Source organism: Bacillus sp. PS196 (assembly GCF_037963555.1).
In the GTDB taxonomy this organism is placed as follows: domain Bacteria; phylum Bacillota; class Bacilli; order Bacillales; family Bacillaceae; genus Bacillus; species Bacillus subtilis.
In genome coordinates, this window is record NZ_CP150159.1 from 774,667 (window position 1) to 796,292 (window position 21,626).

Below are 21,626 nucleotides of genomic sequence, written 5' to 3' on the forward strand. Positions count from 1 at the left end.
ATCTCATACGGAAAGGAATGGTTCGATGAAGGAAACAAGCCCGATTCCTCAACCGAAGACGTTTGGGCCGCTCGGCAATTTGCCTTTAATCGATAAAGACAAGCCGACGCTTTCGCTGATCAAACTGGCGGAAGAACAGGGCCCGATTTTTCAAATCCATACACCCGCGGGCACGACCATTGTAGTGTCCGGCCACGAATTGGTGAAAGAGGTTTGTGATGAAGAACGGTTTGATAAAAGCATTGAAGGCGCCTTGGAAAAGGTCCGCGCGTTTTCCGGTGACGGATTGTTTACGAGCTGGACGCATGAGCCTAACTGGAGAAAAGCGCACAACATTCTGATGCCGACGTTCAGCCAGCGGGCCATGAAGGACTATCATGAGAAAATGGTCGATATCGCTGTTCAGCTCATTCAAAAATGGGCAAGGCTCAATCCGAATGAAGCAGTCGATGTCCCGGGAGATATGACCCGGCTGACGCTCGACACCATTGGGCTATGCGGGTTTAACTACCGCTTTAACAGTTACTACAGAGAAACGCCCCACCCGTTTATCAACAGCATGGTGCGGGCGCTTGATGAAGCGATGCATCAAATGCAGCGGCTTGATGTTCAAGATAAGCTTATGGTCAGAACAAAGCGGCAATTCCGCCATGATATTCAAACGATGTTTTCGTTAGTCGACAGCATTATTGCAGAGCGCAGGGCGAATGGAGACCAGGATGAAAAAGATTTGCTCGCCCGCATGCTGAATGTGGAAGATCCGGAAACGGGTGAAAAGCTCGACGACGAAAATATCCGCTTTCAAATCATTACGTTTTTGATTGCCGGCCATGAAACAACGAGCGGCCTGCTTTCCTTTGCGACTTACTTTTTATTGAAGCATCCTGACAAACTGAAAAAGGCGTATGAAGAGGTCGATCGGGTGCTGACGGATGCAGCGCCGACCTATAAACAAGTGCTGGAGCTTACATACATACGGATGATTTTAAATGAATCACTGCGCTTATGGCCGACAGCTCCGGCTTTCAGCCTTTATCCAAAAGCAGACACAGTCATTGGCGGGAAATTCCCGATCACGACGAATGACAGAATTTCTGTGCTGATTCCGCAGCTTCATCGTGATCGAGACGCTTGGGGAAAGGACGCAGAAGAATTCCGGCCGGAACGGTTTGAGCATCAGGACCAAGTGCCTCATCATGCGTACAAACCATTCGGAAATGGACAACGGGCCTGTATCGGCATGCAGTTTGCCCTTCATGAAGCCACACTTGTGCTGGGCATGATTCTAAAATATTTCACGCTGATTGATCATGAGAATTATGAGCTTGATATTAAACAAACCTTAACACTTAAGCCGGGCGATTTTCACATCAGGGTTCAAAGCCGTCATCTGGAAGCCATTCATGCAGACGTCCGGGTAGCTGAAAAAGCCGCGTCTGATGAGCAAAAGGAGAAAACGGAAGCAAAGGGCACATCGGTCATCGGTCTTAACAACCGCCCGCTTCTCGTGCTGTACGGCTCAGATACCGGCACCGCAGAAGGCGTCGCCCGGGAGCTTGCTGATACTGCCAGTCTTCACGGCGTAAGGACAGAGACAGCACCTCTGAACGACCGGATTGGAAAGCTGCCAAAAGAGGGAGCAGTTGTCATTGTGACCTCGTCTTATAATGGAAAGCCGCCAAGCAATGCCGGACAGTTCGTGCAGTGGCTTCAAGAAATCAAACCGGGTGAGCTTGAGGGCGTCCATTACGCGGTATTTGGCTGCGGCGACCACAACTGGGCGAGCACGTATCAATACGTGCCGAGATTCATTGATGAGCAGCTTGCGGAGAAAGGCGCGACTCGGTTTTCTGCGCGCGGGGAAGGGGATGTGAGCGGTGATTTTGAAGGGCAGCTTGACGAGTGGAAAAAAAGCATGTGGGCAGACGCCATTAAGGCATTCGGACTGGAGCTTAATGAAAACGCCGATAAGGAACGAAGCACGCTGAGCCTTCAGTTTGTCAGAGGGCTGGGCGAGTCTCCGCTGGCTAGATCGTACGAAGCCTCTCACGCATCCATTGCTGAAAATCGTGAACTTCAGTCTGCGGACAGCGATCGAAGCACCCGCCATATCGAAATCGCATTGCCGCCGGATGTTGAATATCAAGAGGGCGACCATCTTGGCGTATTGCCAAAAAACAGCCAAACCAATGTCAGCCGGATTCTTCACAGATTCGGTTTGAAGGGAACCGACCAAGTGACATTGTCGGCAAGCGGCCGCAGTGCGGGGCATCTGCCATTGGGCCGTCCTGTCAGCCTGCATGATCTTCTCAGCTACAGCGTCGAGGTGCAGGAAGCAGCCACAAGAGCGCAAATACGTGAACTGGCGGCATTTACAGTGTGTCCGCCGCATAGGCGCGAATTAGAAGAACTGTCAGCAGAGGGTGTTTATCAGGAGCAAATATTGAAAAAACGAATTTCCATGCTGGATTTGCTTGAAAAGTATGAAGCGTGCGACATGCCGTTTGAACGATTTTTAGAGCTTTTACGGCCGTTAAAACCGAGATATTATTCGATTTCAAGCTCTCCAAGAGTGAATCCGCGGCAAGCATCGATCACAGTCGGTGTCGTGCGCGGCCCGGCGTGGAGCGGCCGTGGCGAATACAGGGGTGTGGCATCAAATGATTTAGCTGAGCGTCAAGCCGGTGATGATGTCGTGATGTTTATCCGCACACCGGAATCCCGGTTTCAGCTTCCGAAAGACCCTGAAACGCCAATTATTATGGTCGGGCCAGGCACGGGAGTCGCGCCATTTCGCGGTTTCCTTCAAGCCCGCGATGTTTTAAAGCGGGAGGGCAAAACGCTCGGTGAGGCTCATCTCTATTTTGGATGCAGGAACGATCGGGATTTTATTTACCGAGATGAGCTTGAGTGGTTTGAAAAAGACGGAATCGTCACTGTCCACACAGCCTTTTCCCGAAAAGAGGGCATGCCGAAAACATATGTCCAGCATCTCATGGCTGACCAAGCAGATACATTAATATCAATCCTTGACCGCGGTGGCAGGCTTTATGTATGCGGTGATGGCAGCAAAATGGCCCCGGATGTGGAGGCGGCACTTCAAAAAGCGTATCAGGCTGTCCATGGAACCGGGGAACAAGAAGCGCAAAACTGGCTGAGACATCTGCAGGATACCGGTATGTACGCTAAGGATGTCTGGGCAGGGATATAGATAAAGAAGACTGGAGACATCCAGTCTTTTTAGTCCTTTCGAAAAAATGGTGATCGCGCTAAACATTGATGCATACAATAACTTCAGTCCGCCGGAAGGGCGGGCTGTCTGCAAAACCTATTTTTCGTTTTTGCTAGTTTATGTTATTCTTATACTCGGTATCTATTTCTTTTTTCAAAGGCACACATGACAAAAGAAATCCTTTTTTTATTTCCGAGAAAAAAATGTGAAACGAAATGAAGGTTTCTTTCGTCCAGTGATTGGTTTCCAAATGGTTGTAATAAAAATGATATGGTGCGAAACATAAATATTCCGGCTTGCCGCGGTGTATTTCTTGTTGTGTGATGCCTTGATTTTGTTTGGAAAGAAGGAATTGGAAGGCAGGATATAAAGAGCAGGTAAATATGAATGAAGAACTTAAAGTGTTTAAGAAAGTAGAGGTTGCCATGAAGAAACTTTTTTCTTACAAACTTAGCTTTTTTGTGCTGGCTGTTATACTGTTTTGGGCAAAAACGTATTTATCCTACAAGACTGAGTTTAATCTTGGGGTAAAAGGCACAACTCAGGAGATCCTCCTGATATTTAACCCATTCTCAAGCGCCGTCTTCTTTTTAGGACTGGCTTTGCTGGCGAAAGGGCGTAAATCAGCCATTATTATGCTGATTATCGATTTCTTGATGACATTTGTGTTATATGCAAATATTTTATTCTATCGTTTCTTTGACGATTTCTTGACGTTCCCGAACATTAAACAGTCCGGAAACGTTGGAAACATGGGAGACGGGATTTTCAGTATCATGGCCGGTCATGATATTTTCTATTTCTTAGATATTATCATTTTGATTGCGGTATTGATCTGGAGACCTGAATTAAAAGAATACAAAATGAAAAAACGCTTTGCATCTTTAGTGATCCTTTCTGGGATCGCACTGTTTTTCATCAACCTGCACTATGCGGAAAAAGACCGTCCGCAGCTGCTGACAAGAACGTTTGACCGCAATTATATTGTGAAATATTTAGGTTTATACAACTACACCATTTATGACGGTGTACAGACGGCTCAAACAGAAACGCAACGGGCCTATGCAAGCAGCGATGATTTAACAAGCGTCGAGAATTACACGACGTCTCATTATGCGAAACCGAACGCCGAGTACTTCGGCTCTGCCAAAGGCAAAAATATCATTAAAATTCACCTCGAAAGCTTCCAGTCATTCCTGATTGATTACAAGCTAAACGGTGAAGAGGTGACGCCTTTCTTAAATAAACTTGCGCACGGCGGGGAAGATGTGACGTATTTTGATAACTTCTTCCATCAGACAGGCCAGGGAAAAACATCTGATGCCGAGCTGACAATGGATAACTCGATCTTCGGTCTTCCTGAAGGCTCCGCGTTTGTGACGAAAGGCGAAAACACTTACCAGTCGCTTCCTGCGATTTTAGACCAGAAGGAAGGCTATACAAGCGCCGTCCTGCATGGTGATTACAAATCGTTCTGGAACCGTGACCAGATTTACAAACATATCGGATATGACAAGTTCTTCGACGCAAGCACGTATGATATGTCAGATGAAAATGTGATTAATATGGGGCTTAAGGATAAGCCGTTCTTTACAGAATCGATTCCAAAGCTTGAATCTCTTAAACAGCCATTTTATGCGCATTTGATTACATTGACAAACCATTATCCGTTTAACCTTGATGAAAAAGACGCGTCTCTTAAAAAAGCGACAACAGGCGATAACACAGTTGACAGCTACTTCCAGACAGCGCGTTACCTTGACGAAGCGCTTGAGCAATTCTTCAAGGAGCTGAAGGAAGCCGGCCTGTATGACAACTCAGTCATCATGATTTACGGTGACCATAACGGTATTTCTGAAAACCATAACCGAGCGATGAAAGAGATTCTTGGAAAAGAGATCACAGATTATCAAAACGCACAGAACCAGCGTGTGCCGCTGATGATCCGCGTTCCTGGCAAAAAAGGCGGAGTGAACCATACGTATGGCGGCGAAATTGACGTCATGCCGACACTTCTGCACTTAGAAGGAATTGATTCTCAGAAATATATCAACTTTGGTACTGATTTATTCTCTAAAGACCACGACGATACGGTGGCATTCAGAAACGGAGACTTCGTAACGCCGAAGTACACATCAGTCGACAATATCATTTACGATACGAAGACAGGTGAAAAACTGAAAGCGAATGAAGAAACGAAGAATCTGAAAACAAGAGTGAACCAGCAGCTGAGCCTTTCAGACAGTGTCCTGTACAAAGACTTGCTGAGGTTCCATAAACTAAATGATTTCAAAGCCGTTGATCCGTCAGACTATCATTACGGCAAGGAGAAAGAAATCAAATAAGATGAAAAAGAGCCTTGAGCGGGCGCATTGCCTTCGCTCAAGGCTCTTTTTTTTGGTTATACAACCAACTTGAAAAAATAGATTCCATTTGGTCACCAAGGCCGTCTTTCTCTCATATCATTACAGTAGATTTTGAAACCGGATTGAAATCGGACAAATTATCAGGGAAATGCCTTGATAGATTGTGAAGATGTACCAGGTTTCGAACTCAATATTCATAGAGATGAGGGGTAGAGATGAAAGCGGTCATTCTCTGCGGCGGAAAAGGAACGAGAATGAGTGAAGTCACGAATGACATTCCTAAACCGCTCGCCATGATAGGCGGCAAACCGATTCTATGGCATATTATGAAAATTTATCAGTACTACGGAGTAAACGAGTTTATTCTGCTTTTGGGCTATAAAGGAGAAAAAATCAAGGAATACTTTCTCGACTATGAATGGAAGCACAACAGCCTGACACTCGACAGCTCTACGGGAGAGGTACAGATGCTGGGGCAGCCTGAAACGTGGAAAATTACGTTTTTGGAGACTGGGGAAGATACGCTGACAGCCGGAAGAATCTTGCAGGCGAAAGACTATATCGGTGATGAAACATTTCTGCTCACCTATGGAGACGGGCTGGCCAATGTCAATCTTTTCCATCTCATCAGCTATCATCAGACAAAAGGTGCTGCCGCGACTGTCACCGGCATTGACAAAGTCTCGCAGTTTGGCACCTTGACAGTTGAGGATGGCATGGCGAAAACATTTTCTGAGAAGACATCAAGTGATGGAATCATCAACGGCGGATTCTTCGTTCTTAGTCCAAAGGTTTTCGATTATTTGCCGAAGGACGGGAACACGATGTTCGAAGATGAACCGCTGAAGAACCTTGCCAAAGATGGGGAGCTTGCTGTGTACCGCCATTACGGATTTTGGACGGCCATCGATACGTATAAAAATCTCTTAGAAGTCAACAAAATGTGGAATCAAGGACAACAAGTATGGAAGGTATGGTGAATCGATTTGAGTTTCTGGAAAAATAAAAACGTATTTGTCACGGGGTGCACAGGTCTTTTAGGAAGCTATTTGGTGAAAGAGCTGATTGAACAGGGCGCAAACGTTACGGGGCTTGTCAGGGATCATGTGCCTCAATCCAATCTTTATCAAGGAGAACATATCAAGAAAATGAGCATCGTGCGGGGCTCTCTTGAGGACTTGGCTGTGATTGAACGCGCGCTTGGCGAGTATGAGATCGACACTGTCTTTCATCTTGCTGCACAAGCGATTGTCGGCGTGGCAAACCGCAACCCGATTTCTACCTTTGAAGCGAATATCCTCGGCACATGGAATATTCTCGAAGCCTGCCGCAAGCATCCGTTAATTAAGCGGGTCATTGTCGCTTCAAGTGATAAAGCTTACGGCGATCAAGAAAACCTTCCATACGATGAAAACATGCCGCTGCAAGGCAAGCACCCGTACGACGTCTCAAAAAGCTGCGCAGATCTGATCAGCCACACCTATTTTCATACGTACGGGCTTCCGGTCTGCATTACGCGCTGCGGAAACTTATACGGCGGCGGAGATTTGAACTTCAACCGCATCATTCCTCAGACGATTCAGCTTGTGCTGAACGGGGAAGCGCCGGAAATCCGAAGCGACGGCACATTTGTACGGGACTACTTCTATATTGAAGACGCCGTTCAGGCTTATCTGCTTCTTGCAGAAAAAATGGAAGAAAACAATCTTGCCGGAGAGGCCTTTAACTTCAGCAATGAGATCCAGCTGACCGTACTTGAACTGGTAGAGAAAATATTAAAGAAAATGAACAGCAATCTGAAACCTAAGGTGCTGAATCAGGGAAGCAATGAAATCAAACATCAATATTTATCCGCGGAAAAAGCAAGAAAGCTGCTGAATTGGACACCGGCCTACACTATTGATGAGGGACTTGAAAAAACGATTGAGTGGTATACGGAATTCTTCAAAAAGTAATGTGAAACGAGGTGAACAAGACTGTGACCAGCGCGTATTGCACCGTTTTATCAAAAGGAAGATTATATCAGGCAGTCGCTTTGTTTAAGTCGTTAGAGCAAGTTGATCAAGACAGTCCCATTTTTATACTTTGCATGGATGAAGATACGCACCGCGTGTTACAGAAGCTGAAGATGAAGCAGCTGAACCTTGTGCCGGTGGCCGCTCTTGAAAATGAAATGCTATTGAAGCTGAAGGAAACTAGAGATCAAAGTGAGTATTGCTGGACGATGAAGCCGATCTTTCTGCAAGCTGTGCTGAACAGCAATCCTGAGCTGGAGCGCGTGACGTATATTGACGGGGACCTCTTTTTCTATGCAGATCCATCGCCGATTTTTGAGAACCAGCCGGACTGCTCGGTGCTGCTTTCACGGGGGGATATTGTAATCCCTTCTTTTGAGAAAGAGCAGATTGACATGCTGCAGCGTCTTTTAGGCAGATATAATTCCGGGTTTATCAGCTTCAAGCATGATGATGCAGGCACGGATTGCTTGGAGTGGTGGAAGGAACGCTGTCTTGAGGAATGCAAAAATGCACCGGGTGAAGGAAAATTCGGTGATCAGGGCTATTTGGATTATATGTCTGAGCTGTTTCCGAATGTGTGTGACATTACAACACCCGGCGTGAACATCGGCCATTGGAATTATGGGCAGCATACGTTTTCCTGGAAAGATGGCCGGATCGTGCTGGAGGATGGCAGTCCGCTGATCTTTTATCATTTCAGCGGATACCGAATCGTCAGCATCAATGAAATCAAACAGATTCATGAAACAACCCGCACAGATCTGCCGTTTGTGCATGAACTGTATCAAGAGACACTGCCGCATATCATTCAGCACATGAAAACGTTAGACCCTGAATTTAACGGTTTTGCTTCAAAAGATGACAACAAATAAATGAGTAAATACAGGAAGTGAAAATGAAGTGAAAGCAAGCGTTATTATTCCTGCATATAATTCAAAGGAGCGTCTTTACAACAGCCTTCTGTCATTAAACCAGCAGGAGTGCGATGAAGAATTCGAAGTCATTGTAGCGGACAATGGCTCTGAGGACGGGACGCTCTCGATGCTTGAGTCATTTCAATCTGATTTTCCGCTGATCTTTACACGGATTAAAGAAAACAGGGGCATTGCGTACGGACGAAATCAGGCGCTTCGCAATGCCAGAGGAGACATCCTGATTTTCCATGACAGCGATATGCTTGCGGCAAAGGACCTTGTGGCAAAACATATTAAAGCCCATGAGAACGAAGAGAATCTCGTCGTGTGCGGGTTGTTTTGGAAACGGATCTACAGTTTTTACTATGAACGATTTGAAGAAGAACATAAGGAACAGCTCGCAAAGCTCACAGGTGAAATGCCGAAGAAAGACAAACAAAAGCTGCTGGAGGAAGCGGACATCAAAAACGGAAGCTTTCTTGATAAAAGCTTTGACCTCGATACCGACTTTATAGACGTGCTCAAGAAGATTTTAGATGAGTACGGCGATGACTTGAAAGGCTATCATATGCCATGGCGCTTTTTTATCACGAATAATTCCTCTGTGAAACGCAAGCATGTGGTTGACCTCGGTTTATTTGACGAAGGCATTGTGCGGTACGGGTTTGAGGATTATGACCTCGGGATCAGGCTTCATCAGGCCGGATTGACCTTCAGGCTTCGCCGTGATATTGTCAGTGTTCATCAGGAACATCCAAGCAATTGTAAGTCTGTAGACGATATTCGGGCAAACATTGCCTATATGTGCGATAAATACAATAACATCCGCTCCTTAGACGTTCATCTCGCTTTTAATGGGCCGTTCCCGCCTGACATGACGAACAGAATCATGGCTGATATTCAAAAGCTGCTGGAATCACAGAAATATGATATGCTGCTGAATCTGTTTCTTGAGCTTCTGCATGTTGTTAAAGAGCGCAACATTGATCCGGATTGGCGAAAGAAATCCCCAAGGGTGACGGCGAAAAGCTTTGATTTGCAAACTGTCCGCAAGCTTCTGCCTAAGGCGAAGAAAAAGCTAGGCGTGAACGATTTTGCCAACGCACTGTATGCGCTTGTCAACGATTTGCTGCACGTGGATCTTAGATCATTGGATGTGGTATAAGTGAGTACATTTCATTTTTCAACGATAGTGTCAAGGACACATATCTTTAAGCTCATGCCTATGATTCATTCTCTCCATGAGCATTGCGATGATTTTCATTTATATGTGCTGTGTGTCGACCAGAAAGCGTATGAATTGCTTCAGCACGTTCCATGGGAGCATGTAACCTTTGTGCAGCTGCATGAAATGGAAGACCCGGAGCTGTTGAAAGCGAAAAGCAACAGAACGTTTCATGAATATTGCTGGACGTTAAAGCCCGCCTTTTTGTTTCATGTGATGAGCAAGTGGGATGACGCTGAATACTTTGCCCATATGGATACGGATCTATTTTTCTTTTCTGATCCGGCACGTATTTTTGCAGAAAACCCAACGGCGTCTCTGTATTTGACTGATCATCGTAATTCGCCGCGCTTCATGTCCTACTACGACCGAACCGGACGCTTTAATACAGGCTTTGTCGGCGCCGGTAATACAAAGGAAGCATATGAAGCGGTGTGGCAGTGGAGACAGGACTGTATTGAATTTTGCACGGTCGAAATGGATACGGAACGAAAGACATATGGTGATCAAAGATATGTGGAGAAATGGCCGGAGCAGTTTAAAGGTGTTCATGTTGTCAAATCAATAGGAGCCAATACAGCGCTTTGGAATATCGAAAACTATAAGGTCGGGCAAAAGGACGGCCGCGTGTATATAGATGAAACGCCGCTGATTTTCTATCATTTCTCTGGGTTTACACTGGTGACAGAAAAAGAGTTTAATCTTTGCTGGTACTACCGGATTGAAGACGAAGCGACAATTGAGATGATTTATATGCCGTATATATTAAATCTGAAAAGATGGATTGATGAAATACAGTCGGCGTTTCCGGACTTTGCGGATGGCTTTATCCCGAAGCACGCAGTGCCTGACACTCATTTTATCCAGCTGGATTAAAAAACCCCCTGCCGCCTGGCAGGGGTTTTTTCAGCTATGCCATTCTCTCAGCTTCTGGTCACTTGGCAATAGGAAGGCAAGGATGCCGAGAACAGGGAGAAAGGCAATGGCGATCATCGTCGGGGTCAGGCCCGCGGCGTCAATCAGAGCGCCCAGCGCCACAGCGCCGATTGCGCCCATCCCGAAGGCAAGCCCGACGGTTAAACCGGACATTGTGCCGATTTTTCCAGGAACTAGCTCCTGTGCGTAGACGACCGTTACAGAAAAGCTCGACATCAGAACCAAGCCAATCAATGCGAGCACGCCATAGGCGAGAACCGGGCCGGCAAATGGCAGCACAATCGCCAGCGGCGCCGAGCATAACAGCGAACCGAGGATAACGAAGCGTTTTCCAAAACGGTCTGCAAGCGGGCCGCCGAGAAACGTGCCGATTGCGCCGAACAGCAAGAAGACAAAAATATAGCTTTGTGCCTGCTGAATGCTTACGTGATATGTATCCATCGCGTAAAACGTGTAAAAGTTACCGATCGCACTCGTATACCAAGAACGAGCAAAAATGAGAAATATAATAATAATAAGAGCAGATACAACAGATTTGGTGATGGCCGTGTTTTCAGCCGTTTTCTTTTGTTTGCCTGATTTCTGGGCAAGGCTGCCGAGACGTGAGGCGTACCATTTCGCGATATACATGAGAAACATAACAGCAAGCGCGGCGACAAGCGTGAACCAAACAGCGCCGAATTGCCCGAGCGGCACAAGGATCAGCGCGGTGATCAGCGGCGCCATCGCCTGGCCTGAGTTTCCGCCCACCTGATAAATCGACTGGGCGAGCCCGCGTTTTGTGCCGGCGGCCATATACGCCACACGGGAGCCCTCCGGATGGAAAATGGCCGAGCCTAATCCAATGAAAAACACACAGCATAAGATCGTTATGAATGACGGGGCAAATGCAAGGCCCAAAATGCCAAGCATGCTGGCGGTCAAACCGACTGGCAGCGCATACGGCCGCGGCCGTTTATCGGTATACCAGCCGACAACAGGCTGCATGACGGATGACACCATGTTTAATGTGAAAGCAATGATGCCGAGCTGTGTAAACGTCAGGCTCATGGAGCGTTCCAAAATAGGGAACATGGCCGGAATCACAGCCTGAAGCGAATCGTTGAGCATATGGCAAATTCCGATAATAATCAAAATCGGATACACCGTGGTGCCTGGTTTTTGAACTGTTTTTTCTTTTAACGGGGCGGCGATAGCCAATTGAGTCTCCTCCTTACATATATAACCAAAGCATACCACCATATTATTCATAAGGTGAAGAATTTATCAAGAGGAAAAAAGACTCTTATGAAAGAAACGCCGTCAGCCTGATTAGCAGCTGACAGTATTTTCGATATTCAAAATGTGATATAGCTCTTCAAGCTTACGAATCTCATAGGTTGGTATGATCTCTGGCACATTCGGCTTCATGTCAGGGTTCATCCAGCAAGTATCAAGCCCGGCGAGCTGTCCGCCTTTGATATCAGCAGTCAGTGAATCCCCAATGATTAATGTGTGCTCTGCTGAAAATTGAGGAATCCGTTCAAATACGTAATCGAAATATTCCTTCATCGGCTTTTGGAAGCCTGTGTCTTCAGAAACGAAAATGTCCTTGAAGAATGGAAATAATCCTGAATCATGGAGACGCTTATATTGTGTGTGAGACACACCGTTTGTCACGATGTACAAATCATACTGTTGCTGCAGATTTGAGATGAGATCAAATGCACCGTCAATAAGCTGATGTCCTTCTTCAAGAAAGCGGCGGTATTTTTGCTCAAGCAAGGCGCCGTCCGCTTCGTAACCGTACTCCTTGAGCAAAGCGGAGAAACGTGTGTTTACGACTTCATCCCGTGTCATCTTACCTTCTTCAAAGGCTCTCCAGAGACCTTGATTGATGGTTTTATACTGCTCCTTCATGTCATTTGTTAAAGGAATGTTCTGATCTTCAAACAGCAAACGCAGGGCTAAAGCTTCTGCCGCTTGAAAATCAAGGATGGTATCATCTACATCAAATAATAAAGTGCGGTATTGTTTCATCTGTGTGTCTCCCTTTCTCATGAGTATTCAAAGTATAGCACATAAAAAAAGGAAAAAGCCGGCGGGTGAGGCACCGCCGGCTGAAAAGAGATTATTTGTTTAATAAGCTGTGTTTTCTCGAATATAGGAAGTAAACCAGCGTTCCGACAGCGATCCAGATGACAAATGAAAGCCATGTGACGCCGGGAAGGCTGTACATGAACCAAAGGCAGATGCCTGCGCTGATAATCGGCACAACCGGAACGAACGGCACTCTGAAGGACGCCTTGATTTCAGGATGTTTTTTTCTTAGCACAATGACAGCAACGGAAATGACCGTAAACGCGGCAAGTGTTCCCATGTTCACCAGATGGGCCAGCGTTCCGAGGTTAATAAAGCCGGCGATTCCCGCTGCAACGATCCCTGTCAGCCATGTGTTGCGGAACGGGGTTTTAAATGACGGATGAACCTTTGCGAACAATCCAGGCAGAAGGCCGTCTCTGCTCATGGCAAATGTCAAACGAACCTGAGCGTACAGCAAAGCGAGCATCACCGTCGTAATCCCGATAATCGCACCGACAGAAATAATTCCGGCAACAGCGTCCTGTCCGACGAATTTCAGCGCAAAGGATACAGGATCTCCGACATTCAATTTGGCATAAGGCATCATGCCTGTCAGCACAAGCGATACCGCGATGTACAGAACCGTACAGACGGCTAGAGCTGAAATAATGCCGACGGGCATGTTTTTTTGCGGATTTTTCACTTCCTCTGATGCGTTAGAAACCGCGTCAAACCCAAGGTACGCGAAGAATACAGTGGCAGCGCTAAGTATGACGCCTTTCATCCCGAATGGCATAAAAGGAGACCAGTTATCCGGTTTCACATAGCCGATGCCGACAATAATGAACAATAATATGATCGCGATTTTCATCAGTACGATGACGTTGTTAAAGCGTGTGCTTTCCTTGACGCCTCTGCTGACAATCGCAGTGATGAGGAGAATGATCACCGCAGCCGGAAGGTTAAATACGGCGCCCGCCGTGCTTCCCGGCGCTCCTGTCAGTGCAGCCGGAATATGAAGATTGAAGCCGGCAAGCAGTGATTGAAAGTATGAAGACCAGCCGGTGGCAACCGCCGACAGTGCAATGACATATTCAAGCATGAGATCCCATCCGATCAAAAAGGCGAGCAGCTCTCCAAGTGTCACGTATGAGTATGAGTACACGCTTCCCGAAATCGGAATGGAAGACGAAAACTCAGCATAACAGAAAGCAGCCAGCGCACAGGCGAGCCCCGCTAAAATAAACGATATGATGAGGGCGGGACCTGCACCGGTCGCTGCCACTGTTCCTGTAATGACAAAAATTCCTGTACCGATGACACAACCGATACCGAGCAAGGTTAAATCAAATGCGCTTAACGTACGGGCAAGGCTTTTTGACTTGCTCTGCGCACTCAATGTTTCAAGCGGTTTTTTTCTAAATAATGAACTCATCAAAAGTTCCTCCTAGAAATATTCAAAATATTCTAATCATTATATGCAGTTCTTGTTGTATTATATTGTCGAAATTTGACGCAGTCAATAAAATATTTTTCTGCTTTAAATGATAGAAGCGAAACAGCGTTGTCGTATCATAGGATAGTAATTTTTACTAATCGTATATTCAATTTTATGCAAGATGAACCGATAGAAAAAATAGATTCGCCCATATTTTGATTTGCGGTTATAAAGGAGATGCTGACCATGTTTCAATATGAAGAGTTGAATAAACAGTTTATCGGCGGGAAATGGCAGGAGGGCAGCAGCCCAAATGTATTGGAAAACAAAAATCCTTATACTCAAAAAACATTCACAACATTCCGTAAAGCGACTGCTGACGATGTAGATGAAGCGTATCGGGCAGCGGCGCTGGCAAAGAAAAAATGGGATGCGGTCAACCCGTTCGAGAAAAGAATCATTTTAGAAAAAGCCGTCACGTATATTGAAGAAAATGAAGAAGCCATTATTTATTTGATTATGGAGGAGCTAGGCGGTACAAGGCTCAAAGCAGCTTTTGAAATCGGTCTTGTCAAAAACATCATAAAAGAAGCGGCAACGTTCCCAATCCGCATGGAGGGGAAAATTCTTCCGTCCACAATAGATGGCAAGGAAAACAGATTATATCGCGTGCCGGCAGGCGTTGTCGGTGTCATCAGTCCGTTTAACTTCCCATTCTTTTTATCTATGAAATCAGTGGCGCCTGCACTCGGAGCCGGCAATGGCGTTGTGCTAAAGCCGCATGAGGAAACGCCGATTTGCGGCGGAACGCTGATTGCGAAAATTTTTGAGAACGCGGGAATTCCAGCGGGGCTGCTGAATGTTGTTGTCACAGACATTGCTGAAATCGGCGACAGCTTCGTTGAGCATCCAGTGCCGCGGATCATCTCATTTACCGGTTCTACGAAAGTCGGCAGCTACATCGGACAGCTTGCGATGAAGCATTTTAAAAAGCCGCTTCTTGAGCTTGGCGGGAACAGTGCCTTCATCGTACTTGAGGATGCAGATATAGAATATGCGGTCAATGCGGCGGTGTTCAGCCGATTTACACATCAAGGACAGATTTGCATGTCAGCCAACCGCGTGCTTGTTCATTCTTCTATTTATGACAAGTTCCTTGAGCTGTACCAGGCAAAAGTGGAATCGCTGAAAGTCGGCGACCCAATGGATCCTGATACGATTATCGGGCCATTAATCAACAGCAGACAGACGGACGGGCTGATGAAGACTGTAGAGCAAGCAATTGAAGAAGGCGCTGTACCAGTGAAGCTTGGCGGATTTAACGGGACGATCGTGGAACCGACGATCTTAAAAGACGTCAAACCGTTCATGAGCATTGCCAAGGAAGAGCTGTTCGGACCAGTCGTCTCCTTTATGAAGTTTGATTCAGAAGACGAGGCGGTGGATATCGCAAACGAAACCCCGTTTGGCTTGAGCGGTGCCGTACATACGTCAAATCTTGAGCGCGGCGTGGCTTTTGCGAAACGCATTGAAACGGGCATGATTCACGTCAATGACACGACCATCAATGATGAACCGAATGTAGCCTTCGGCGGTGAAAAGCAATCAGGTCTCGGCCGTTTAAACGGTGAGTGGAGCCTCGAAGAATTTACAACGCTGAAATGGATCTCGGTCCAGCACGAAAAACGCAGCTTCCCTTATTAATGAAAAGGAGTGAATGGAATTGACCATAAATACGGAAAAAGAAACCGCATATATTCTGGACGCATTTATCAAAGTAGCCCCTTATTTAAACAGCCTGGTTCAGGATGATATTACAATCGGCATTTATGATACGGAAAAACTGCTCGTGAATATACCGGCCAAAACCTTTTCGCTGAACGTAAAAGCCGGCGATCCGCTGCAGGAAGGGGATATCATCACAGATGCCATCCGAAGCAATCAGAAGAAGACGAGCATGGTTCCGAAAGAATTGTTCGGCTTCCCATTGATCGCGCGTGCCATCCCGCTGCACGACGAGAATGGAAGAGTCATTGGAGGCGTCGGCCTCGGAACGAGCCTTGAGGAGTCGTCAAAGCTGCATGATGTCGCGGAAAGCTTATCAGCTGTCGTTGAACAAACAGCCGCGGCTATTTCTGACATTTCTGAATCAATTAACGGGTTTTCAACTCAAATGTCGGGCATTTCCTCTCAGGCGAAAAAAGTAAGCGAAAGCGCCGGTGAAATCGCCGATATTTCAGTAACTGTTAAAGGCATCTCTGACCAAAGCAATCTGCTCGGCTTGAACGCCGCGATCGAAGCGGCAAGAGCAGGGGAGTCCGGAAAAGGCTTCTCTGTCGTCGCAGATGAGATCAGAAAGCTAGCAACGCATTCAAAAGAAAATGTCGGCCAAATTGACCAGATTACGAAAAAAATCCACAGCCTGCTGAAAGGGCTGGAGGAATCCATTGAGTCGATTAACCAGCATACAGACGGACAAGCCGCTGCTGTTGAACAAATTTCCGCCACAATGCAGGAGATTTCAGGAAGCGCACAGCATCTTGCAAAAATGGCCGAAAAAGCGCTTGAGGAAGAGTAAGAGACCGGGGACAAATGTCCCCGGTCTTTTTCTATCCTGCATTTCCATGAAATTTGTCTGACGTTTTACTAGTTTTATTCCAGCGGCTGATTTAAAATGTACACATGAACTTACGTGAGGATTGATAGGAACCATGAGCATATTAAAAGCGGAAAATCTTTATAAAACATACGGAGATAAAACATTATTTGACCATATCTCCTTTCATATTGAAGAGAATGAGAGAATCGGATTAATCGGGCCGAACGGAACAGGAAAATCAACGCTGCTGAAAGTGATTGCCGGCTTGGAATCTATCGAAGAAGGAGAAATCACGAAATCTGGAAGCGTGCAGGTCGAATTTCTTCATCAAGACCCGGAGCTGCCTGCGGGGCAAACAGTGCTGGAGCATATCTATTCCGGTGAATCGGCTGTGATGAAAACCTTGCGTGAATATGAAAAAGCGCTGTATGAACTGGGGAAAGATCCCGAAAATGAACAGCGCCAGAAACACCTGCTGGCAGCACAAGCGAAAATGGACGCAAACAATGCATGGGATGCAAACACCTTGGCAAAAACCGTATTGTCTAAGCTGGGCGTCAACGACGTAACAAAACCGGTCAATGAGCTCTCAGGCGGCCAGAAAAAACGGGTAGCCATTGCCAAAAACTTAATTCAGCCCGCTGATCTGCTCATTTTGGACGAGCCGACAAACCATTTGGATAATGAAACGATTGAGTGGCTTGAAGGGTATTTAAGCCAATATCCCGGCGCTGTCATGCTGGTGACGCACGATAGATATTTCTTAAACCGTGTCACCAACCGCATTTATGAGCTTGAAAGAGGCAGCCTCTACACGTACAAAGGCAACTATGAAGTGTTTTTAGAAAAACGCGCGGAACGGGAAGCGCAGGCTGAGCAAAAGGAAACGAAGCGGCAAAACCTGCTGCGCCGCGAGCTGGCCTGGCTCAGACGAGGAGCGAAAGCCCGCTCAACAAAACAAAAGGCGAGAATTGACCGGGTAGAGACGCTTAAAGAGCAGAAAGGCCCTCAGTCATCAGGTTCACTCGATTTTGCCATTGGCTCGCACCGTCTCGGAAAACAGGTTATTGAAGCGGAGAACGTCATGATCGCTTATGACGGCCGCATGCTCGTCGACCGTTTTAATGAACTTGTCATACCAGGTGAACGGATCGGGATCATCGGGCCGAACGGCATCGGGAAAACAACGCTGTTAAATGCCCTTGCCGGCCGTCATACGCCGGACGGAGGCGATATTATGATCGGACAGACGGTCAGAATCGGCTACTATACTCAGGATCATAGTGAAATGAACGGTGAGTTAAAGGTCATTGACTATATAAAAGAAACGGCGGAGGTCGTAAAAACGGCAGATGGCGATATGATTACAGCTGAACAAATGCTCGAGCGTTTCCTCTTCCCGCGTTCGATGCAGCAGACGTATATCCGCAAGCTGTCCGGCGGGGAAAAACGCCGTTTATACTTGCTTCAGGTTCTCATGCAGGAGCCGAATGTCCTGTTTCTCGATGAGCCGACGAACGATTTGGATACTGAAACATTAAGCGTTCTTGAGGATTATATTGACCAATTCCCTGGCGTCGTCATCACCGTATCCCATGACCGCTATTTCCTTGACCGCGTCGTCGACCGTTTGATTGTATTTGAAGGAAATGGCGTCATTTCCCGCTTTCAAGGCTCCTATAGCGACTATATGGAGGAGTCAAAAGCGAAAAAAGCGGCCCAAAAACCGACAGCTGAGGAAAAAACGGCTGAAGCCGAGCCGAAGAAAAAACGGAAAAAGCTTTCTTACAAAGACCAGCTGGAATGGGATGGCATCGAAGATAAAATTGCCCAGCTGGAAGAAAAGCATGAGCAGCTCGAAGCTGACATCGCCGCAGCAGGCAGTGATTTTGGCAAAATCCAAGAGCTGATGGCCGAGCAGGCGAAAACTGCGGAAGAGCTTGAGGCTGCGATGGACCGCTGGACAGAATTGTCCCTCATGATCGAAGAACTGGAAAGCTAAAAAGCGTGGCCGCAGCAGGCCGCGCTTTTTTTCACATAATGGACAAAAACGAACCGGCCTGCTTATGTTAGAATAAAATTGTGTGTCAGAGGCACATGGAAAACTAACGGAGATGATGAAGTATGACATGGGCGATCGTGATGTTAATTCTCATGAGTCTGGTGAAAATCGTATTAACCTGTCTTCCTACAGGCGTCATAGAATGGCTGCTCAGCAAATTTGAAGTGCACGCCAAGCTGAGTGACGAAAATGCAAGTCTCTCTCTAGATGGAAAACGCCTCAAGGGTGCAGAGAAGCAGAAAGTGATTGATCAATTTAACGAAGCTGTCTTCCTGGAAAAATATTATATCTATCCAGGTGATGAAGAGCGTTATTTACATCCGGAAAACGGCGGCACGCCGCTGGTGATAGATACAAAAAAAGGAAAAAGAGACGTGAAGCTGTTCGTGTACCGCTACGACGACCATATCGACGTCGTGAAACAGTACAAGAAGAAAGTGATCGCGTATCGAGTGCTTTCTGAAAGCCTTCAAAAAGAGTCTCTGTCAGTGGCGGGAAGTTTAGCTTAAACAGGAAAGTGAAAGACGGGTGCTTTATGCTGCTCGTCTTTTTTATTGTTTTTTAAACCTTAACGTTTACGTTAAGGTTCAAAAGGTGTATAATGGTAACAGAAACGGCGAAGGGGGATTTACCTTGGAATGGATGAAGATTGATCAAGTGGCCAAAAGAAGCGGACTGACAAAGCGGACCATCCGGTTTTATGAAGAAATCGGCTTGATTCCGGCGCCGAAACGGACAGACGGCGGCGTAAGGCTTTATTCAGAGGATGATATGGAGGAGCTTGAGAAAGTCATCAGCACAAAAGAGGTGCTCGGTTTTTCCCTTCAGGAGCTTCAGCATTTCATGGAAACCAGCCGCCAGCTAGAGTTAAACAAAGAGGGGTATTTGTTGTCACTGGATCCTAAGGAACGGAAAGAAAAACTGGAGGAAATTCAGGAAACCCTGAATCACCAGCTGAGTTTGATTGATGAGAAAATCCGCACATTCCAAAGCTTTAAAGAACGCCTGCAAGGCATGAAAGGCAAAGCGGAACGCGCCATTCAATCAATCGAATGAAAAGTTTGTTAAACGCTATTTTTGTAGCGTTTCTTTTAATGGAATAAAGATGGAGGTTAGGTCAAATGGATAAGACAACACAAGTGAATCAGAAAACGGGTTTGCTCAGCCAGCCAAAAGCGGTATGGGCTGTCGCGTTTGCCTGTGTGATTTCTTTTATGGGAATCGGGCTGGTCGATCCAATTCTTCCGGCCATTGCCGCACAATTGCATGCTTCACCTAGTGAAGTATCACTCTTGTTTACAAGTTATTTGCTTGTAACCGGATTTATGATGTTTTTCTCAGGAGCCATTTCCAGCCGCATCGGCGCGAAATGGACATTAATTCTCGGACTTATTTTTATTATTGTGTTTGCGGGGCTTGGCGGCAGCTCAAGCTCAATCGCTCAGTTAGTCGGCTATCGCGGCGGCTGGGGATTAGGGAATGCTTTGTTTATTTCAACAGCGCTTGCGGTCATCGTCGGCGTATCAGTCGGTGGCAGCGCCCAAGCGATTATTTTGTATGAGGCTGCGCTCGGTCTCGGGATTTCTGTCGGGCCGCTTGCAGGCGGAGAGCTTGGAAGCATTTCATGGCGCGCGCCGTTTTTCGGAGTATCTGTCCTGATGTTTATTGCGTTAATCGCGATTTCTTTCATGCTTCCGAAATTGCCGAAACCGGCGAAACGCGTCGGTGTGTTTGATGCGATGAAGGCGCTAAAATATAAAGGCCTTTTAACAATGGCGGTATCGGCATTCTTATACAACTTTGGATTTTTTATTTTGCTTGCTTATTCTCCGTTCGTTCTGGATTTAGATGAACACGGTCTTGGATATGTCTTCTTCGGCTGGGGTCTTCTGCTGGCGATTACGTCAGTCTTTACGGCGCCGCTCGTGCACAAAGCGCTGGGCACAGTGCGTTCGCTCGTCGTTCTCTTTATCGCCTTTGCGGCCATTCTCGTTATTATGGGGATCTGGACAGACCATCAGACTTTGATTATTACATGTATCGTTGTCGCTGGTGCTGTCCTCGGTATGGTGAATACGATCATGACAACCGCTGTGATGGGTTCTGCGCCGGTTGAACGTTCAATCGCGTCTTCAGCCTACAGCTCAGTCCGCTTCATCGGCGGCGCGCTCGCTCCGTGGATTGCGGGAATGCTGTCAGAACACTTTACTGCAAGCACACCATATACAGTAGGCGGAATCGTCGTTTTTGTCGGCATGCTTGTCCTTCTCATGGGACGTAAACATCTTGCTGGAATTAAGGCGGGGCATTAATAACGAAAGACACTGCACAGATGCAGTGTCTTTTTTTAATCGTGGAATTTCCCATTACTACCGTATTATAGTAATTTCCGTCAGAAAGCAATTTCTCCTTTTTTAAGATTCCTTCTGCTTCAAATCCTTTCGTTTGTTTCCAGGACATTCAGTGAGATTTTTTTAATTGCGTTGGCATCCGCTTCGGTCAGGCATTGATGCGGCTGGGATTTATCTTGCAGAAGCTGAGAATGTGTCCGTTCATTTACGATTGCCATTTCAAGTGATGGTTCATGCTGTAGAGGGGACGTTTGCCATGGATAAGGCAAAACCTGACGAATATGATCATAAATGTTTAGAAACGCTCTATCAATACATACACAGCGTCATGAAAAACAGCTTTTCTCGGTCGAGTGGTTTACCGCTTGGGCAGATGAGGAGGATTTTGAGCTGTCTGCCAAAAGAGAGCTGACACTTGATGAAT

At 46.5% G+C, this 21,626-nt stretch carries 17 protein-coding genes and 1 pseudogene; 14 read left to right on the forward strand and 4 right to left on the reverse strand.

Translation table 11 applies throughout. From position 1 onward, the window contains the following. The first annotated feature begins 25 nt into the window (after window positions 1–25). From cypD to NST79_RS04075, 7 genes are all read left to right on the forward strand, one after another. Complete coding sequence (cypD, locus tag NST79_RS04045; protein ID WP_212059967.1) at window positions 26–3,211, forward strand: bifunctional cytochrome P450/NADPH--P450 reductase; 3,186 nt, start codon at window positions 26–28, stop codon at window positions 3,209–3,211. A 446-nt stretch (window positions 3,212–3,657) separates the two neighbouring features. Continuing rightward, window positions 3,658–5,577 carry a lipoteichoic acid synthase LtaS1 gene (gene ltaS1 / locus NST79_RS04050; protein WP_003243930.1) on the forward strand — a complete coding sequence of 640 codons (1,920 nt, stop codon included), beginning with the start codon at window positions 3,658–3,660 and terminating at the stop codon, window positions 5,575–5,577. A 236-nt stretch (window positions 5,578–5,813) separates the two neighbouring features. Continuing rightward, a complete protein-coding gene (locus NST79_RS04055; RefSeq protein ID WP_212059965.1) occupies window positions 5,814–6,578 on the forward strand; it encodes a glucose-1-phosphate cytidylyltransferase in 765 nt (254 codons plus the stop codon). Window positions 6,579–6,584: 6 nt separating this feature from the next. Then, the gene (locus NST79_RS04060) at window positions 6,585–7,553 is read left to right on the forward strand and encodes a GDP-mannose 4,6-dehydratase (RefSeq protein WP_032728964.1); all 969 of its coding nucleotides are present in this window, start codon (window positions 6,585–6,587) and stop codon (window positions 7,551–7,553) included. A gap of 23 nt (window positions 7,554–7,576) precedes the next feature. Continuing rightward, window positions 7,577–8,488, forward strand: coding sequence for a putative nucleotide-diphospho-sugar transferase (locus tag NST79_RS04065; RefSeq protein ID WP_144483507.1), 912 nt, complete (start codon window positions 7,577–7,579; stop codon window positions 8,486–8,488). 28 nt (window positions 8,489–8,516) lie between these two features. Further along, window positions 8,517–9,695 carry a glycosyltransferase gene (locus tag NST79_RS04070; protein ID WP_212059963.1) on the forward strand — a complete coding sequence of 393 codons (1,179 nt, stop codon included), beginning with the start codon at window positions 8,517–8,519 and terminating at the stop codon, window positions 9,693–9,695. After that, window positions 9,696–10,631 carry a putative nucleotide-diphospho-sugar transferase gene (locus tag NST79_RS04075; RefSeq protein ID WP_015252589.1) on the forward strand — a complete coding sequence of 312 codons (936 nt, stop codon included), beginning with the start codon at window positions 9,696–9,698 and terminating at the stop codon, window positions 10,629–10,631. It abuts the gene before it with no gap. Between the two features lie 30 nt (window positions 10,632–10,661). Here the strand turns inward: NST79_RS04075 and NST79_RS04080 are convergent, their stop codons facing one another. The 3 genes from NST79_RS04080 to NST79_RS04090 all read right to left on the reverse strand — a co-directional run bounded on the left by NST79_RS04080 (window position 10,662) and on the right by NST79_RS04090 (window position 14,187). Next, on the reverse strand, window positions 10,662–11,891 hold the full coding sequence (locus tag NST79_RS04080; protein WP_003243467.1) for an MFS transporter: 1,230 nt from the start codon (window positions 11,889–11,891) through the stop codon (window positions 10,662–10,664). Window positions 11,892–12,002: 111 nt separating this feature from the next. After that, window positions 12,003–12,710 (reverse strand): YjjG family noncanonical pyrimidine nucleotidase, encoded by a 708-nt coding sequence (locus tag NST79_RS04085; protein WP_019712580.1) that lies wholly within the window; start codon window positions 12,708–12,710, stop codon window positions 12,003–12,005. 91 nt (window positions 12,711–12,801) lie between these two features. Continuing rightward, window positions 12,802–14,187: an amino acid permease gene (locus tag NST79_RS04090; protein ID WP_015715491.1), complete on the reverse strand. Its 1,386-nt coding sequence runs from the start codon at window positions 14,185–14,187 to the stop codon at window positions 12,802–12,804. Between the two features lie 249 nt (window positions 14,188–14,436). On the opposite strand from NST79_RS04090, the gene yfmT reads away from it, so the two are divergent. The 6 genes from yfmT (at window position 14,437) to NST79_RS04120 (ending at window position 21,163) form a co-directional block, all read left to right on the forward strand. After that, entirely contained in the window at window positions 14,437–15,894 is a 1,458-nt protein-coding gene (gene yfmT / locus NST79_RS04095) for an aldehyde dehydrogenase family protein (RefSeq protein WP_212059961.1), read from the forward strand. Window positions 15,895–15,907: 13 nt separating this feature from the next. Further along, a complete protein-coding gene (locus tag NST79_RS04100; protein ID WP_212059959.1) occupies window positions 15,908–16,768 on the forward strand; it encodes a methyl-accepting chemotaxis protein in 861 nt (286 codons plus the stop codon). A 133-nt stretch (window positions 16,769–16,901) separates the two neighbouring features. Beyond that, window positions 16,902–18,791, forward strand: a complete 1,890-nt coding sequence (locus NST79_RS04105) for an ABC-F family ATP-binding cassette domain-containing protein (protein WP_212059957.1) — start codon at window positions 16,902–16,904, stop codon at window positions 18,789–18,791. Between the two features lie 122 nt (window positions 18,792–18,913). After that, the gene (locus NST79_RS04110; protein WP_019712577.1) at window positions 18,914–19,360 is read left to right on the forward strand and encodes a YfmQ family protein; all 447 of its coding nucleotides are present in this window, start codon (window positions 18,914–18,916) and stop codon (window positions 19,358–19,360) included. A gap of 124 nt (window positions 19,361–19,484) precedes the next feature. After that, window positions 19,485–19,907: a MerR family transcriptional regulator gene (locus NST79_RS04115; RefSeq protein ID WP_014479143.1), complete on the forward strand. Its 423-nt coding sequence runs from the start codon at window positions 19,485–19,487 to the stop codon at window positions 19,905–19,907. Window positions 19,908–19,972: 65 nt separating this feature from the next. Next, a complete protein-coding gene (locus tag NST79_RS04120; protein WP_003233759.1) occupies window positions 19,973–21,163 on the forward strand; it encodes an MFS transporter in 1,191 nt (396 codons plus the stop codon). Here the strand turns inward: NST79_RS04120 and NST79_RS04125 are convergent. After that, a pseudogene (locus NST79_RS04125) lies at window positions 21,147–21,345 on the reverse strand (hypothetical protein); the annotation flags it as partial. The gene NST79_RS04120 and the pseudogene NST79_RS04125 sit on opposite strands and share 17 nt — an antisense overlap. 113 nt (window positions 21,346–21,458) lie before the next feature. On the opposite strand from NST79_RS04125, the gene NST79_RS04130 reads away from it, so the two are divergent. Next, window positions 21,459–21,614 (forward strand): hypothetical protein, encoded by a 156-nt coding sequence (locus tag NST79_RS04130; RefSeq protein ID WP_086343561.1) that lies wholly within the window; start codon window positions 21,459–21,461, stop codon window positions 21,612–21,614. The last annotated feature ends 12 nt before the right edge of the window (window positions 21,615–21,626 follow it).